The following is a 16,648-nucleotide window of genomic DNA, read 5'->3' on the forward strand; positions in this document are numbered from 1 at the left end:
GGCTTAAAAGTAGTCGCGACTGATCTCGCGCTGAAAGTACATTTCCAGGCGCATCGTCATCGCCCAGCGCGGGTCGTAGCTGACATCGCGCTGAAAATGCAGCTCCGGAATCACATCCGCAAACAGAATACCCTTGTGCAGGTCGCGGCGGTAACGGGTTTGCAGGTAGTAATCGGTCATGCGCGGGGTCGAAACGCTCTCGCCTATGGCAATCGCCGAGTAGCGCAGCGCGCTGCGGTCGTTGATGCGGTGGTTGAGCTCGGCCACTTCGCTGTACTCGAGAGTGTCTTCTTCTTCGCGCCACTGCACGGTGCTGATAAAGCGAAGGTGGCGGCGCTCGCTCAGCGCTCGGCCGATATCCCAGCGGGTGCGGGCGTTGTACCCGGAATTGTTGAACCAGGAGAGCCGGTTGAATGACTCGAGCTGCCAGGGGCCATCGCCGATATCCCACAAGCGTTCGCTGGTGAAGCGCACGTAGGGGTCGATGGGCAGGCGCAGCCGGACACCGGCGCCAAACCGGTTGCTCCAGTTTTCACGTTTGTCCCGGCTTTCGAGCCAGTCAAGGCCGAGTATCGAGTTGCTGCGATCGCGCTGGTCGTTATAAAGCCGCCCCGAGCCCTCTTCGGCAAGCGTGCCCTGGCTCTCGTCCGGGTCGCTCTCGATGACCAGGCGCAGGCGCTCTTCGGTAGTGGGTAGATCGATTCGGTAGCGGATGCTGGTATCGCCGTCGACGCCTTCACCTTCCATCCAGTCGATTTCCTGACCCAGGCGCAGGTAGGAGTCGTTTTCAGCGGAGGCGGTGTAGTGGTCGCCCCCGAAAAAAGCGTCCACGTTGCGTGAGGTATTGTCGACCCAGTTACCCACACTGGCGCGAAAGGGCTCTACCCGCTCCGTCGCCCAGTCGGACAAGTCACTCTCTTCCTCTTGTTGTGCATGGGCGGGTAGCGAAAAAGCGACGAACGAGCCCATACAAAGAGAGGCAATAACTAACTTCATGAAAAACGTCCCTGAATGATGATGCGGGCAGGCAGCCGCTAAGTCAGCTGTCTTGCCGGTGTTATGTTGTTTTACGGTGTTATTTCGCCTTGTGCAGTTCGACCTCTTCGGCCCACTTGATCACTTTTTTACGCTGGCGGTAGCTGGTCATGCGTTGGGTATCGATGCCTTGAGGAATAAGCTGGCGGTTCGGCTCGGCGTTGACGTCCAGGTCGAAACAGCGTGAGGCGCCAAAAGGCTTGTCTTCCGGCCCGTAAATGGCGATCACGCGTATTTCCATTTTAAGGTTCGACTGCTCGATGGTTTGCTGATCGATGTTCCAGTACTTTTGAACCTGCTCGATGATCGCGCCAAAGCTTTGAATATGGATATTGTTGCCGGAGGTAAGCGGTCCCTGGTGGGTGCGGTAGCTATCTTCGCCTTCGTCATCGCTTTGCTGCTGGTATTCCACTACGTCGAGCTCATAGGAGTGGCTATCCGTATGCAGGACCGCAATGACATGCTGAAGATAAACCGATTCGGTACTCATGTTGCTCACCAGGCAAAGCGCTTCGGTACCGATACCTTTACCGCGGTTGATGATGATGCGAGGGCGACGCTGGCGGGAGTAACTGTGAAAAAGCAGTTGGGCGTAAAAAAGCCAAACAAAAAGCGTTAAAGAGCTGGTAAGCGCCGAAATTGCCTGCGCATTCTCATCGAGCCATTCCATGGCAGATCCCTTGAATGAAGTCATTTGTAGCGCGCTAATTTAGCCTGGCAGGCGCCAAAAGTCATTAGCCCAGGGTAAGGCGTAATAAAAAGCCGTGCGGATTAGAGGCGACGAGTTGTCAGCCACCAAAAGGTACTTTAGTTTGGAGAGCGAGCAACGGAATTTGAAAGACGAGCAACAAAGGCTGGGCGCCGAAGAAGTGCGTTAAGCCGTCAATTGGCCAAGTCACAATCCGGTCACGCGGGATAATTCAGGGAGTCTAGAAGGAATACTAAGAGGAGGGAAAAACTTAACAAAATCATATTGGTGCGGATGGGGAGACTCGAACTCCCACACCTTACGGCACTAGAACCTAAATCTAGCGTGTCTACCAATTCCACCACATCCGCAGAAGACGAGGCGTATATTATCAATATTTGGCGCTAAGTCAATAAGCTGCCAGAAGAAATTAGTACCGAACAGGTGAGATTGCCATGGGGTTAATGCAGTGGGGCCGGGCAGCCAATGCGGCGTTTAAAAAAGCGCTGCCGGGGTACTGCGCTTTCTGTCTGTCGCCTCAGGCCCGAGTAGAAGGGTGGTGCGACGAATGCTATTCACTGCTTGCGCTTAACACCTGCGCCTGCCCCCGGTGCAAGGAGCCGCTGCCATCTTCTTATGCCGGCACTGAAAACGCGCTTTGCGGCCACTGCCTAATCGAGCCGCCCGCGTTCTCCGCGACCACCGCCGAGTTTCTGTATTTAGCGAGCGTTAAAGAGCTCGTGCGCGATTTTAAGTTCCACGCCTCGCCCCGGGCGGGCATGCTGTTGGTGGAGTTGATGCTGACGCGCCCACCGGCGGCGGTGGGCGATGCGCTCATCGGCGTGCCTATGCACCCGGCTAAAGCGCGCGAGCGCGGCTTCAACCAGGCACACTGGCTTGCCCAGCAGCTCGCCAGGCGTTTGGGGCGGCCCTTGCTCACCGGTGAGTGTGTTAAAAATCTGCCCTCGCAACGCACGCTCAACCGTAAGCAGCGTGCGGCCAACTTAAAAGGCGCCTTCAAGCTTCCCCCAAAGCTTCCGCCCCACGTAACCGTTATCGACGATGTCGTTACGACGGGTGCCACTGGGCACGAGCTGGCGCGCAGGGCGCTAAGCGCCGGCGCGAGCCGGGTCGATCTCTGGGCGCCGGCGCGCACACCGCTGGGAAGTAACTGATAGAATGGACGTTTTGCAGGAGCATGATATTTTCCAAAGTAAGTAAGCGTATCAAGCATCAGTAGCCGATTAAAGTGTTAGATGCTTAAAATCATCTCTATCTCTAGGACATGTTATTAGCAAGTTTCTATCTTTGGGCTTAATTATAATCTCAATGTTCCTTTAAATGTTTTCGAGACCTAAAGCTAAATATTATTTGACTATATAGCTATAAGTTATTTTTAGTTATGCTTCGTTAAAATTTTGATTGAGTTAAGGCATGGGAGGTAGGTGTGACAAGAAAAAAAGAAGATGAATTTACGTCGAAAGTTAAAGATGTACTGAGCCGTAGGGTGTCTCAACGTTGCTCCAACCCCGATTGTCGAGCACCTACTGCTGCTCCAGGCGAAACCGAGTTAAAGGTGAGCAATGTTGGGGTTGCTGCTCATATACATGCAGCCGCACCTGGTGGAGCTCGCTATGACTCAACTATGAATTCAAAGGAAAGAAGCTCTATATCAAATGCAATTTGGCTTTGCTCAACGTGCTCCACTGTTATTGATAGAAATGAGTCTCGATATTCAGCGATTTTGCTCAGAGATTGGAAGAAAACAGCTGAAGACAAAGCGTTTAAAGAGCAAGGAACGCGACTCCCAACTACAGAAGATGCAATACATCAGACAACGATGGCTCTGACAGGGCTACCCAAGAAGATAATTACATCAGCTATATATAATGTTCATAATGCTACAGCAAAAGCTATAGAAGAATCCGATCCAAGGTTTGAAGTGGTTACTCAATTTAAGGATGGAAAAACTGTTTTTGAGTACCACGCTAAGGAGGATGTGTCTTTTAATTTTGAAGTAAAAGGTGAAGAAGGTGTAAAAATATTAAGAAAAATATTTGAAGAAGGACAGGATGCTAGCTTGCCTGCAGAGTATTTTGAAATTAGTGGAGACGGCTTTCCTGGAGGCTCTACGGATGGAATTTCCCAGATAGAAATTAAAAATGACGGTATCGAAGCAATACATAAGATATGGTTAATCGACGTTGACACTAATATAACAGAACAGTTTAATGATGTGCATGGAAAAATCTTTTCTGGCACTAAGGCCATGCGATTTGAAGGTTTTGCCTGCTCAGAAATTTTCTCGCTAAAATATACTCGGCCGATAGCTAATTTTAATAAGGGGTCTGGTTTCGATATTTCGTTGAATTTTTCGAAATGGGATGGAAGAAATATTAAAAATTTACCATATTTTAATAAAATAAAATTTTTTTTCGATAGCCTTTTTAACGGAAACGAACTGCATACATCATTGGAAATACATGGTGATATCGCCTTTAGTGCGAATGCAAAAAACATTAAAGGAATATCTAGATTTAAGTACATTGATAGTTTTCTTATGTACATTGAGAAGGCAAGAGTTATTTCTGAAAGGATGGGGTGTGATATATTTTTTAATGCTGAACATGTTTATAATCAAAAAGAAGCAACAGATGTTTATGATGCAGCTAATATCCTGCTAGGAGAAGGTGCTGTCAATTTAGGAGGTATCAAAGATGGCGCAGAAATTGGTTTTATTCTTGAATGTGATGGAATCGACGCCCAAGATAAATTGAAAATTGGCAGTGTTTTAGATTTGAGAGTAGATGAAAAAGGAGAGGTTTTAAAGATTTTTAGTCAAGAAGTATTAATGCCTTATAAAATAACTTATTTTAAATCAGTGATATTAAAGCCAAAAAGTGACATTTTGAGCGCTAAAAAAGGTGATGAGGTTTTTTTTGAGTGTGTACCAGCTGAAGGTCATAAGACTGAATGTGAATATATATTAAATGATAGGGGTTGATATGAATAATTTAGGGTAGCCTTTTGAAGGTTAAATGGCCTATGAGATGGATTTAGATAAAGAATATTTTTCTTTTATAATGGTAGTGTAGTGGTCAACTAATACCGGACAGTAATTTAAGATTTTCCTCAGCCCTGGCGGGAGAAATGCCACCATTAAAGGAATGAGGTCGCTGCTGGTTGTAGTAACCCATCAGATAGCCACTAACGTCTTTCCTGTCAGTCGTAGTAGTAACCACATTGGACACGAGCTAACGAGGCACCTTTGGGCGAGGCACCTCTGGGAAGTAACTGATAGAATGAGCGATTTGCAGGAGCTGCGTATGGCCCACGCATTTAGCGCGCTTTCCCCGGATGCGGTGATCTCCGCCGCCGAATCCGTTGGCATCTATCCGGCCGCCGAGCCCTTTGCGCTCAATAGCTACGAAAACCGCGTATTGATGTTCCAGGACGATGATCAAAAACGCTGGGTGGTGAAGTTTTACCGCCCCGGGCGCTGGAGCGACGCGGCGATCGAAGAAGAGCACGACTTTCTTGCCGAGTTAGAGGCCGCCCGCGTACCGGTCAGCGCCCCCTGGCGCGATGGCCAGGGCCGCTCGCTTCACACCTACGTGCATGGCGACCAGCCATTTCGCTTTGCACTATTCCCCCAGTGCGTGGGCCAGGCACCGGAGCTCGATAATCCCGTGCATCTTTTCGCGCTGGGCGAGCTATTGGGCCAGTTGCACGAGCAGGCCGCGAAGGGCAGTTTCGAGCACCGCCACACGCTTTGTTTCGAAAAAGACATAAAGGACGCCGAGGCGCGGGTGCTGGCCAGTGGCCGGTTAGGGGGGCACCAGCAAAGAGCCTACTGCCAGGTAATCGATAAAACGCTTGCGGCCCTGGCGCGGCTTGGCGTCGCCAAAACACCCCTGGTACGTACCCACGGCGACTGCCACCTGGGTAATATTCTGGGCCGCGACGAGCGCTTTCACCTGGTCGATTTCGACGATTGCCTGATGGCGCCCGCCATTCAAGACGTGTGGATGTTGCTGCCCACCGGGGAGCCCGATAGCTGGCAAGCCCAGCTGAGTGAAATGATCGAAGGCTACGAGCAGGTTAGGCCCTTTCCCCGCGAGCAGCTTGGCGTGATCGAGTCGCTAAGAGCCTACCGCTTGATTCGCTACACGGCGTGGCTGGTGTCGCGCTGGGAGGACCCGGCTTTTCCCCGGGCGTTTCCCTGGGTGGCCGAAAGCGGCTATTGGGACCAGCACATTCGCCAACTGGAGCAGCAACTGCTTCAACTAAGCGAGCCGCGCTGGCTTGCATGAAAGACGCCCGTTAAAGCGCGGCGCTTGGGTCGGGCAAGGGCAGCGGCGTTTGAATGTCGGGATGTGGATGTTTAACCACGGTTTTTGGTCGGTTTTACCCTGCCACCCAAGCCCCGGGTAGGGTAAAATGCGCGCACTCCATCGCTTTTAACTTTTCGCTTTTAATGATTCAAACGTTCATGGGCCTGGCGGCTTATGGCGTAAAAGCGCCTGAAAGCAGTTTGCCATGGGGCGGCACGCATCCCCGCGCTATCGATGAACCCGCAAGTGTGTTCTAAAGCCCGTGCCGCCCATCAGTTAGGTTGAATGAGGCTCGTCATGACCGATGACATTGCAAAGAACTACCGCGACATTATTACCGCCCTGGGCGAGGACCCGGACCGGGAAGGGCTGCGGGATACACCCACCCGCGCCGCCAAGGCGATGCAGTTTTTGAACGCGGGCTATAAAACCTCGCTCGATGAGATCGTCAACAACGCCGTGTTCGAGTCGCAAACCGACGAGATGGTGCTGGTCAAGGACATCGAACTCTACTCCATGTGCGAACACCACCTGCTGCCGTTTATCGGCAAGTGTCATATTGCCTACCTGCCCGATGGCAAGGTGCTGGGGCTTTCAAAGTTCGCACGTATCGTCGATATGTACGCCCGGCGTATGCAGATCCAGGAGAACCTGACCCGCGAAATCGCTGAAACGGTGCAGGAAGTGACCGGCGCGAAAGGCGTGGGCGTGGTGATCGAGGCGCGCCATCTTTGCATGATGATGCGCGGCGTCGAGAAGCAGAACTCGAGTATGACCACCTCGGTGATGCTGGGTCGCTTTAGAAGCAGCCAGGCAACGCGCCAGGAGTTTTTGACGCTGGTGAACTAAGCGAGGAAATTTCACTACCTGAAAGCAAACATTTGGTCAAACGGGCAGATTCGTCTTAGCATGAAACGATTGAAATGAATCGAACATGGAAATCACCGACGACCTTCGGGTCAGGAGACTGTCATGGAAGCGCTCAAGGAAACCGAACTGTACTGCCCGTTTGCCTATATAGACGGTAGCTGGGTCGCCGCCGACAGCGGCGAGCAGATCAATGTCATCAACCCCGCTACCGGCGAAAGCATGGGCGACATGCCGCGCCTTGGTCGCGCGGAGACCGAGCGGGCGATCGACGCCGCGGACCGCGCGCTGCCCGCCTGGCGTGCGCTGACCGCCCAGGAGCGCTCGGATTTGCTGTTCAAGTGGTATGACCTGATGATGGAGCATCAGCACGACCTGGCCGTACTGATGACCCACGAGCAGGGTAAACCCGTCAAGGAAGCCGAAGGCGAAATCGCCTACGCGGCGAGTTTCATTCGCTGGTTCGCCGAAGAGGCGCGCCGGGTTTACGGGGAAACCATCCCGGCGGCGAAAGCCAGTCAGCGTATCCTGGTGACCAAACAACCCGTGGGCGTGGTCGGGGCGATCACCCCTTGGAACTTCCCGGCGGCGATGATTACCCGCAAGGCCGGGGCGGCGCTGGCCGCAGGCTGCACGATCGTCGTCAAGCCCGCCAGCCAAACGCCGTTTTCCGCTACCGCGCTTGCGCTGTTGGCCGAGCGTGCGGGCATCCCCCGCGGCGTGTTCAACGTCGTGCCGGGCAGCGCTTCCGAGATCGCCAAAGCGCTGACCGACTCGCCCAAGGTGCGCAAGATTACCTTCACCGGCTCAACCGAAGTGGGGCGCGAGCTGATGGCGCAAGCCGCGCAGCACGTGCAGAAAATTTCCCTGGAGCTGGGTGGCAACGCGCCCTTTATCGTCTTCGAAGACGCGGACCTCGACGCCGCCGTCGAAGGTGCCATGGCGGCCAAGTTTCGCAATGCCGGGCAAACCTGTGTGTGCACCAACCGCTTTTTGGTGCAGTCCAGCGTGATTAACGCCTTTTGCGAAAAGCTGGCCGTGGCGATGAATAGCGAGCTGCACGTCGGTGACGGCACCGAGGCCAATGTCAACGTGGGCCCCTTGATCAACGAAGACGCGGTCAAAAAGGTCAGCGAGCACGTTCAGGACGCCGTGGATAACGGCGCCGAGCTGCTGTTGGGGGGCCAGCCGCACCCGCTGGGCGGCAACTTCTTCACGCCGACGCTGATCAACTTCGCCAACGACAAGATGAAGGTCGCCCACGAAGAGACGTTTGGCCCGCTGGCGGCGGTGTTCCCCTTCGATGACGAGGAGACCGCCATCGAGATGGCCAACGATACCCAGTACGGTCTGGCCTCCTACTTCTATTCGAAGGATCTGGCTCGGGTATGGCGTGTCTCCGAGGCGCTGGAGTACGGCATGGTGGGGATCAATACCGGGCTGATCTCCAACGCCGCCGCGCCCTTTGGCGGGGTGAAGGCCTCCGGTCTTGGCCGCGAAGGTGGCCATCAGGGCCTCGAGGAGTACCTGGAGACCAAGTATCTGTGTATGGAGCTTGGCAGCTAATCGATTGATCGATAATGGCTAGTGCAGAAAAGCCCGGGCAAATGCCCGGGCTTTTTAATGGATGAGCCGCTCGGCTAATGGGCGGCGGCTCTTCTCCCGTCGTACTTAGTGGCGGAAATGGCGCATGCCGGTAAAGACCATGGCGATATCGGCCTCGTCGGCGGCGTCGATCACTTCCTGGTCGCGCATGGAGCCACCGGGCTGAATGACCGCGGTGATGCCCGCTTTTGCGGCGGCGTCGATGCCGTCGCGGAAGGGGAAGAAGGCGTCCGAGGCCATGACCGAGCCTGGCACGGTGAGGCCTTCGTCCGAGGCCTTGATGCCGGCGATCTTCGCCGAATAGACGCGGCTCATTTGACCGGCACCCACGCCGATGGTCTGGCCATCCTTGGCGTAGACGATCGCATTGGATTTGACGAACTTGGCGACCCGCCAGGCAAACAGGAGATCACCCAGCTCTTGCTCGGAGGGCGCGCGTTTGCTGACCACGGTGAGCTCGTCCCGGGTGACCGCGCCCTGGTCGAGCTCCTGCACCAACAGACCGCCGTTGACGCGCTTGTAGTCCAGCGCGGCTTTTATGTTTCGGCCCTCTAGGGCAGCGGTTTCCAGCAGGCGCACGTTCTTTTTCTCGGCCACGATGGCGGCGGCTTCGTCGCTGACGCCGGGGGCGATGATCACCTCGACGAACTGGCGCTCCACGATGGCGCGGGCGGTGTCGCCGTCAAGCGCTACGTTGAAGGCGATGATACCGCCAAAGGCGCTGGTCGGGTCGGTGGCGAAGGCCTTGTCGTAGGCTTGCAGGGCCGTGGTGGCGGTGGCCACACCGCAAGGGTTGGCGTGCTTGACGATCACGCACGCCGTTTCATCGAAGGCCTTGACGGCTTCGAACGCCGCGTCGGTATCGGCCACGTTATTATAAGAGAGCGGCTTGCCCTGGCGGATTTTGGCCGTAGCAACGCTTGGTTCACAAACGTTCGGGTCGACGTAGAACGCCGCCTGCTGGTGCGGGTTTTCGCCGTAGCGCATGTCCTGCTTTTTGTTCAGTTGCAGGTTGAAGGTGCGCGCGAAAGTAGCGTCGCTTTCGCTGACCTGGCGCCCGAGGTAGTTGGCGATCGCACCGTCGTAACCGGCGGTGTGCTCGAAAGCCTTGACCGCCAGATCGAAGCGGGTCGCTTCGCTCACGGCGCCATTCTGAGCGGCCATCTCACCCAGCACCCGGGCGTAGTCGCTGGTGTTGACGACGATGGTGGTGTAGGCGTGGTTCTTGGCGCAAGCGCGCACCATGGTCGGGCCGCCGATATCGATGTTTTCGATAGCGTCTTCAAGGGTGCAGTCGTCCTTGGCCACGGTAGCCGCGAAGGGGTAGAGATTCACCACCACCATATCGATGGGGTCGATATCGTTTTCCGCCATGACCGCATCGTCCTGGCCCCGACGCGCCAGAATGCCGCCATGGATTTTGGGATGCAGCGTTTTGACTCGGCCATCCATGATTTCCGGAAAGCCGGTATGCTCGGATACTTCCTGCACTTCGATTCCGTTTTCCTTGAGTAGACGAAACGTACCGCCCGTCGAGAGCAGGGCAACGCCTTGCTCGCTCAGCCCGCGGGCGAAGTCGACGATGCCGGTTTTGTCAGAAACGCTCAGGAGGGCGCGGCGAACAGGAGTGTGGGTGCTATCTGCCATTGGATGCTCGTAAGAGTCAGGGATTAAAAACGACAACGCCCCATTTAAGGGGCGTCACTTTCGATTAGGCTGTACTGCTTAAGCTTCTTGCGCAGTGTGCCTCGGTTGAGTCCCAGCACGTCGGCGGCTCGCGTCTGGTTACCATCGGTGTGGTCCATCACGCAGGCAAGAAGTGGTGCCTCTACTTCGGCCATCACCATGGCATAAAGGTCAGTGGCCTGACTGCCATCGAGATGCTCGAAGTAACGGCGCATCGCGCTTTCAACGGCTTCTCTCAAGGGTTGAGGGCCCGCTTGCGGGTCCGGGCTCTGGGCACCGAGAGAAGTCACTTCGCTATTCATTATAAAACGTTCGTTCATGCAGCATGGCTTCCTTTTGCTAGCAGGTGCGCCGCGGCGTCAGGCGTCATCGCCTCGTTGATCCATTCAAACTGTGCCTGAGGGGTGCTGAGCGCATTGAATTGTTGTTTTAATGACTTGCGTTGGGCCTCGTCGAAGCGCGTGTCCTCGTCGAGATACCAGCCCAGATGTTTGCGCGCAATGCGCGCGCCCATGGTGTCACCGTAAAACGCATGCAGAGCGGCGATGTGCTCGTCGAGCACGATGCGACGCGTGGCCAGCGAAGGTGGTGCAAGGCGTTCACCGTGGGCCAGGTAGTGATTGATCTGTTCGAATATCCAGGGGTTGCCCTGGGCGCCTCGACCTACCATGAGCGCATCCGCCCCGGTGTAATCGAGCACGAAAGCGGCCTTCTCGGGGGTGGTGATATCGCCGTTGGCGATCACTGGAATCGACAGATGAGAGGCGACCTCGGCGATGGTGTCGTACTCGGCACAACCAGTATAGCGCTGTTCCCGGTGTCTTCCATGTATCGCCAATGCCTGGATCCCGGCGGACTCGGCAAGCCTTGCGATGCTCAGCGCGTTGTTGGAGTCCTGACACCAGCCGGTACGGATTTTAAGCGTCACGGGGATATCCACCGCGCGCACCACCGCGTCCAGTATCTCGGCCACCAGCGCTTCGTCGCGCATCAACGCCGAGCCCGCCGCTTTATTGCACACCTTCTTGGCTGGGCAGCCCATATTGATATCGATCACCTGGGCGCCAAGCTCGGCGTTGAGCCGGGCGGCGTTGGCGAGCATCGCGGCGTCACCGCCGGCAATTTGCACCACCCTGGGCGAGGGCTCGCCGGTATGGTCCATGCGCAGCTGAGATTTGCGGGTGCGCCAAAGCGAAGGGTCGGAGGTCACCATTTCGCCCACTACCCAGCCTGCGCCAAGGCGGCGGCAAAGCCTGCGAAACGGCCGGTCGGTCACGCCGGCCATGGGGGCCAGCATTACCGGGCCATGAAGGGGGTAAGGCCCAATGTCAGGAAGCTTAAGGGTCGATAATGTCATGATGATTCAAGCGTTGGGCGAGCGGGTGGGCGCGTTAAAGGGGCGTATGATACGCCTACCCGCTAACCGGGTGAAGGCCCTGCGGCAATTATACCGGCCGCTTGCCGGTCAGGCGCACCCAGCCTTCGCGTACCGCCGGCTCGTCGATGACAAGCCCCTGGGCTTCGTAGGCTTTAATGACCTCGTCGGCCTGGTTGGCCAGAATGCCGGAAAGCGCGATATGGCCGCCCGCGGCCACGTGGCCGGCGATGGTGCCGGCCAGTTCGATCAACGGCCCGGCCAGGATGTTGGCGGTCACGATCGGGTAGTCGCCGCCTTCGAGCTGCTCCGGGTAGTAAAGCGATAGCCGCTCTTTGGCCACCTGATTACGCTCGGCGTTTTCGCGGCTGGCCTGCAGCGCCTGGGGGTCGATGTCGGTGGCATCGGCTCTATCGGCGCCCAGCTTGAGTGCGGCGATGGCAAGAATGCCCGAGCCACAGCCCACATCCAGTACGGTTTTACCCTCGAGACTGCCTTCGACCGCCAGGCCGTCGAGCCACTCGAGACAAAGCGCGGTGGTGGCGTGGGTGCCGGTACCAAACGCCAGGCCCGGGTCGAGGATCAGGTTGACCGCATCAACGTGGGGTGGCGTGTGCCAGCTGGGCACGATCCAGAGACGCTCGCCCATTTGTAGCGGGGCGAAGTCGTCCATCCACTCGCGCTCCCAGTCACGATCCGCCAAGAGCTCGTACTCGATACTCGGGCAGGGTTCGCCGGGCATCTGCTCGGCCCAGGCCGCCTCGATGCGTGAAAGCATCGCGTCGATGCCTTCCAGGTCGTCGTACAGGCCGGTCAAAATGGTGTCTTGCCAGAGGGGGGTAGTGCCCCGGTCGGGCTCGAACACCGGATCGTCCTCGGCGTCTTGCAGGCCGATGGCGGTGGCGCCTTCTTCCAGTAAGAGTTCCTCGAGAAGTTCCGCCTGCTCGGGGGCGACGTGGGCGCGAAGCTGTAGCCAGGGCATGGCACTCTCCGAAAATGATGAACGGGGGAAACGATAACGGGGTGGCCAGGCCACCCCGTCAGACTCGATTGCAAGCGTGGATTAGCTGCTCAGCTTTTTCTCGAGATAGTGAATATTGACGCCGCCCTGGCGGAAGTAGCTATCCCGTACCAGATCTTTTTGCAGGTCGATATTGGTTTTGATCCCTTCGACCAGTAGCTCGTCGAGGGCGTTGCGCATACGCGTCAAAGCGGTCTCGCGGTTGGCGCCCCAGGTGATCAACTTGCCGATCAAGGAGTCGTAGTGCGGCGGCACGCTGTAACCCGTGTATATGTGCGAGTCCATGCGCACGCCAAGCCCACCCGGCGCGTGATAGAGCGTCACCTTGCCCGGCGAGGGCATGAAAGTACGCGCGTCTTCGGCGTTGATCCGGCACTCGAAGGAGTGGCCATTGATCTGCACGTCTTCCTGGCGAATCGACAGCGGCAAACCCGAGGCGATACGCAGCTGCTCCTTGACGATATCGACACCGGTGACCATTTCGGTCACGGGGTGCTCGACCTGGACCCGGGTATTCATCTCGATAAAGAAGAATTCGCCGTCTTCGTAAAGAAACTCGAAGGTGCCGGCGCCACGGTAGTTGATTTCCAGACACGCCTGGCGGCACGCTTCCAGCACTTTGGCGCGGGCGTCCGGGTCGATCCCCGGCGCCGGGGCTTCTTCCAGCACCTTCTGGTGGCGGCGCTGCAAGGAGCAGTCGCGGTCATAAAGGTGGATGGCGTTGCCCTGGCCGTCGGCGAGTACCTGGACTTCCACGTGGCGCGGCTTTTCCAGGAATTTTTCCATGTACACCGTGCCATCGCCGAAAGCGGCGTGGGCTTCGGTGCGGGTCACGGTAATCGCCGAGAGCAGGTGGCCTTCGGTGTGCACCACGCGCATACCGCGGCCACCGCCGCCGGCGGCGGCCTTGATGATGACCGGGTAGCCGATGCGGTTTGCCGTGGCCAGATTGGTGGCGTCGTCGTCACCCAGCGGCCCGTCGGAGCCGGGCACGGTCGGAACGCCGGCTTCTTTCATCGACTCGATGGCGCTGACCTTGTCGCCCATCAGGCGAATGGTCTCGGCGCGGGGCCCAATGAAGGTAAACCCGGAGCGCTCGACCTGTTCGGCGAAGTTGGCGTTTTCGGATAAAAAGCCGTAGCCGGGGTGTATGGCGCTCGAGTCGGTCACTTCGGCGGCGCTGATCAGCGCGGGGATGTTGAGATAGGACTGGCTCGAGGCTGCCGGCCCAATGCATACCGCTTCGTCGGCCAGGCGTACGTGCATAAGGTCCCGGTCGGCCTTGGAGTGCACCGCTACGGTCTTGATCCCTAGCTCTTTACAGGCGCGAAGAATACGCAGGGCAATCTCGCCGCGATTCGCGATAAGTACCTTATCCAGCATGGGAGAATCCACCCGTATTGAAATGAAAGATTAAGCGATGACGATCATGGGCTGATCGAATTCCACCGGCTCTCCGTCTTCCACCAGGATAGCCTCTACCACGCCGTCGCGATCGGCTTCGATCTGGTTCATCATTTTCATGGCTTCGACGATACATACCGTATCGCCTTGCTTGACGGTATCACCTACTTCGACAAAGGCCTTCGCACCCGGCGCCGGGCTACGGTAGAAGGTGCCGACCATAGGCGAGTTGACCGCTTCACCGCGGTAGCTGGTCGCCGGGGCGTCCGGGGCGGTATCGGTGCTGGAGGGCTGAGCCGCGGGTGCCGGTGCCGGCTGGGGGTAGCCCGGGTAGCCGTATTGCGGCATTTGCTGAGGCTGCCAGCTTGCGCCATCCGGGTGACGGCTGATGCGGACCGACTCTTCGCCTTCCTGAATCTCGATTTCGCTGATGTTGGATTCTTCGAGCAGCTCGATGAGTTTTTTAACCTTGCGAATATCCATAACGGGGGCCCTATGCTGGTGAATAATGGTGCGCGTGCCTTGAAACGCACGTTTAAAAGCGCAGTAAACCAAATGGTAAATGAGTCAAAAGGCTGCACGTTAACGAACGATGTCTGCCGGACAGCCTTAAAAGCGCGTATTTGACCGATATGGGGGCGGAGTTTGCCGAAAAACACCCCTATTGTCCAGCGCGGGGGCTTTAAAGCCCTCATGGGCGCAGTAAGCGGCTACTAAGCGCCCCGGTCGTCTTGCTGAAAGCGTTTGAGCGAGGCGAGGTGCTTTGCGAGGGCGTCGGCGCTGATATCGCCCTGAACACGGGCCTGGCGAATCTCTTCACCTGCATCGAAAAACAAAAGGCTCGGCGGGCCGAATAGATCGAATGCCTCCAGCGCCGCCCGGGTTTGCGGTGTGGTCTCGGTGACATCGACCTCGATCAGCGTCAGGTCTTCGAGTTCGCTTACCACGCGCGGGTCCGGGTAGACGTTGCGCTCCATCACCTTGCAGGCGATACACCAGTCCGCGGTGAAGTGCACGAATGCAAGGGTATCACCGCTTTGTTCCAGGGCACTCTGCAGCTCTTCGAGCCCCGCCACCGTAGTGAAAGCGGGCGGCTCGGCCCGCTGGGATGAAGCGGTCGATGAGCCAAAGCCGCCCAGCGGGCGCAGCGGGTCGTGACTGCCTTGAGCGGCGCCGAAGACCAGCGCCACCCCCCAGGCCAGCAGCATCAGGGCAAGGGTCTGACGTGCGCGGGCAAAGCCGTTTGCCGGGTGAGGGGTCAGCGCGCCAAGCGTCAACGCGGTACCGATTGCCAGGCCGGCCCAGAGCAAAAGCGCCATCGCCGGGTCGATTAACCGCTCGATCATCCAGATGGCCACGCCAAAGAGCAGCAGCCCGAAGGCCACTTTGACGCCATTCATCCACGCCCCGGAGCGCGGCAGCAGGGTCGTGCCGAACGTGCCCACCAGTAAGAGCGGCAAACCCATGCCTAGCCCTAAAGCAAACAGCACCGCGCCACCCATCAAGGCGTCGCCCGTGGTCGAGATGAACACTAAAGCGCCGGCCAGCGGCGCGGTCACGCAGGGCGACACCACCAATACCGACAATGCCCCGGCCAGCGCCAGCCCCGCGGGGCCACTTTGCTGAGCGCGGGTTTGCCAGCGCTCTACCTGCTGAGCAAGGCGCGGCGAAAGGCGCAGGTCGAACGCCCCCAGCATGGCCAAGCCGAACAGGCCAAAAAGAATCGCAAAGCCGATCAATACCGGCGCCGACTGTAGCCGTGCCTGCAGGTTGAGCCCCGCGCCGAACAGGCCCATCAGTATGCCGACCACGGCGTAGGTGGCGGCCATGCCCAGCACGTAGCTCGAGGAGAGCACGAAGGCCCGCGGCCGCGTGGGGTTTTGTCCCACGATGATCGACGAGAGTATGGGCAGCATCGGCAATACGCAGGGCGTAAAGGTCAGCCCGATGCCCGCCAACAAAAACAGCCCGAGCGCGACGGGCAGGCTGGTTTCGCTAATCAGCGCGCTGAAGCGCCCATCTTCGCTTTGCGGCGCGCTTAATGAGGCGGCGTCCCCCGCGGTCGTGGCCGCTGGTGCTTCTTCTGCCTCGCTTTGCCAGTCTGCAAAAGCGGCGGGCGGGGACGTTTGGGCGGCCTCCAAGGTAATCTGCTCTGGCGGGTAGCAGAGTCCGGCGTCGGCGCAGCCCTGAAAGCGGAACTCGAGGGAAACCGGGCCGTTTTGAGCGGTGGTAAAGGGCGCTTCGAATACCAGCTGGTCCCTGAAAACGTAGGCTTCGCCCATGAATTCGTCGGTAATCAAGCGGCCCTGGGGAATGACCGGCGCGTCCAGCAGCGCTTGTTCATTGGAGGCCTCGAGGGCGAGCTGATGACGGTAGAGGTAGTAGCCCTCGCTGATATCCACCCCGACGTAAACCCGCTCACCGTCGTGCCAGGCCTGGCTTTGAAACGCCTCGTGTACCGGGAGAAAATCACTTTGGCTGCTATCCGAGAACCACTGGGCCTGGGCTGCCAGCGGTAGAGCCAGTAAACAGGTTAAGAGTAAGCGCTTGATCAATAACACGGCAGGTCCTTGAAAATCGTCCCGCGTAGCATAACGTACCAGAGCGGACGCGCGTAGCGGCTGCGATGACGT

General features: G+C 57.5%; 14 protein-coding genes and 1 tRNA gene. 5 read left to right on the forward strand and 10 right to left on the reverse strand.

The features are described from left to right. Window positions 1–3 precede the first annotated feature (3 nt). From ACWHXT_RS08505 to ACWHXT_RS08515, 3 genes are all read right to left on the reverse strand, one after another. Window positions 4–996 (reverse strand): hypothetical protein, encoded by a 993-nt coding sequence (locus ACWHXT_RS08505; protein WP_447957940.1) that lies wholly within the window; start codon window positions 994–996, stop codon window positions 4–6. 79 nt (window positions 997–1,075) lie between these two features. Further along, window positions 1,076–1,705: a hypothetical protein gene (locus ACWHXT_RS08510; RefSeq protein WP_447957941.1), complete on the reverse strand. Its 630-nt coding sequence runs from the start codon at window positions 1,703–1,705 to the stop codon at window positions 1,076–1,078. Between the two features lie 304 nt (window positions 1,706–2,009). Further along, window positions 2,010–2,094 (reverse strand) — tRNA-Leu (locus ACWHXT_RS08515). 84 nt (window positions 2,095–2,178) lie between these two features. Between ACWHXT_RS08515 and ACWHXT_RS08520 the strand changes: the two genes are divergently transcribed. The 5 genes from ACWHXT_RS08520 (at window position 2,179) to ACWHXT_RS08540 (ending at window position 8,490) form a co-directional block, all read left to right on the forward strand. After that, window positions 2,179–2,898, forward strand: a complete 720-nt coding sequence (locus tag ACWHXT_RS08520; RefSeq protein ID WP_447957942.1) for a ComF family protein — start codon at window positions 2,179–2,181, stop codon at window positions 2,896–2,898. Window positions 2,899–3,170: 272 nt separating this feature from the next. Further along, window positions 3,171–4,727 (forward strand): hypothetical protein, encoded by a 1,557-nt coding sequence (locus ACWHXT_RS08525; protein WP_447957943.1) that lies wholly within the window; start codon window positions 3,171–3,173, stop codon window positions 4,725–4,727. 322 nt (window positions 4,728–5,049) lie between these two features. Continuing rightward, window positions 5,050–6,036 carry a serine/threonine protein kinase gene (locus ACWHXT_RS08530; protein WP_447957944.1) on the forward strand — a complete coding sequence of 329 codons (987 nt, stop codon included), beginning with the start codon at window positions 5,050–5,052 and terminating at the stop codon, window positions 6,034–6,036. Window positions 6,037–6,354: 318 nt separating this feature from the next. Beyond that, entirely contained in the window at window positions 6,355–6,906 is a 552-nt protein-coding gene (folE, locus tag ACWHXT_RS08535) for a GTP cyclohydrolase I FolE (RefSeq protein ID WP_447528767.1), read from the forward strand. Between the two features lie 123 nt (window positions 6,907–7,029). Further along, the gene (locus ACWHXT_RS08540) at window positions 7,030–8,490 is read left to right on the forward strand and encodes an NAD-dependent succinate-semialdehyde dehydrogenase (protein ID WP_447957945.1); all 1,461 of its coding nucleotides are present in this window, start codon (window positions 7,030–7,032) and stop codon (window positions 8,488–8,490) included. A gap of 105 nt (window positions 8,491–8,595) precedes the next feature. Here ACWHXT_RS08540 and purH read toward each other — a convergent pair whose 3' ends face one another. The 7 genes from purH to dsbD all read right to left on the reverse strand — a co-directional run bounded on the left by purH (window position 8,596) and on the right by dsbD (window position 16,576). Next, window positions 8,596–10,176 carry a bifunctional phosphoribosylaminoimidazolecarboxamide formyltransferase/IMP cyclohydrolase gene (purH, locus tag ACWHXT_RS08545; RefSeq protein ID WP_447957946.1) on the reverse strand — a complete coding sequence of 527 codons (1,581 nt, stop codon included), beginning with the start codon at window positions 10,174–10,176 and terminating at the stop codon, window positions 8,596–8,598. 44 nt (window positions 10,177–10,220) lie between these two features. Continuing rightward, complete coding sequence (gene fis / locus ACWHXT_RS08550; protein ID WP_447929132.1) at window positions 10,221–10,517, reverse strand: DNA-binding transcriptional regulator Fis; 297 nt, start codon at window positions 10,515–10,517, stop codon at window positions 10,221–10,223. Window positions 10,518–10,531: 14 nt separating this feature from the next. Further along, window positions 10,532–11,572, reverse strand: coding sequence for a tRNA dihydrouridine synthase DusB (dusB, locus tag ACWHXT_RS08555; protein ID WP_447957947.1), 1,041 nt, complete (start codon window positions 11,570–11,572; stop codon window positions 10,532–10,534). Between the two features lie 88 nt (window positions 11,573–11,660). Further along, window positions 11,661–12,572 carry a 50S ribosomal protein L11 methyltransferase gene (prmA, locus tag ACWHXT_RS08560; RefSeq protein WP_447957948.1) on the reverse strand — a complete coding sequence of 304 codons (912 nt, stop codon included), beginning with the start codon at window positions 12,570–12,572 and terminating at the stop codon, window positions 11,661–11,663. A gap of 81 nt (window positions 12,573–12,653) precedes the next feature. After that, window positions 12,654–13,994, reverse strand: coding sequence for an acetyl-CoA carboxylase biotin carboxylase subunit (gene accC / locus ACWHXT_RS08565; RefSeq protein WP_447929056.1), 1,341 nt, complete (start codon window positions 13,992–13,994; stop codon window positions 12,654–12,656). A 30-nt stretch (window positions 13,995–14,024) separates the two neighbouring features. Further along, window positions 14,025–14,498, reverse strand: coding sequence for an acetyl-CoA carboxylase biotin carboxyl carrier protein (gene accB / locus ACWHXT_RS08570; protein ID WP_447528773.1), 474 nt, complete (start codon window positions 14,496–14,498; stop codon window positions 14,025–14,027). 230 nt (window positions 14,499–14,728) lie between these two features. Then, window positions 14,729–16,576, reverse strand: coding sequence for a protein-disulfide reductase DsbD (dsbD, locus tag ACWHXT_RS08575; protein ID WP_447958020.1), 1,848 nt, complete (start codon window positions 16,574–16,576; stop codon window positions 14,729–14,731). Window positions 16,577–16,648 lie beyond the last annotated feature (72 nt).

This window comes from Vreelandella halophytica, from assembly GCF_968193635.1.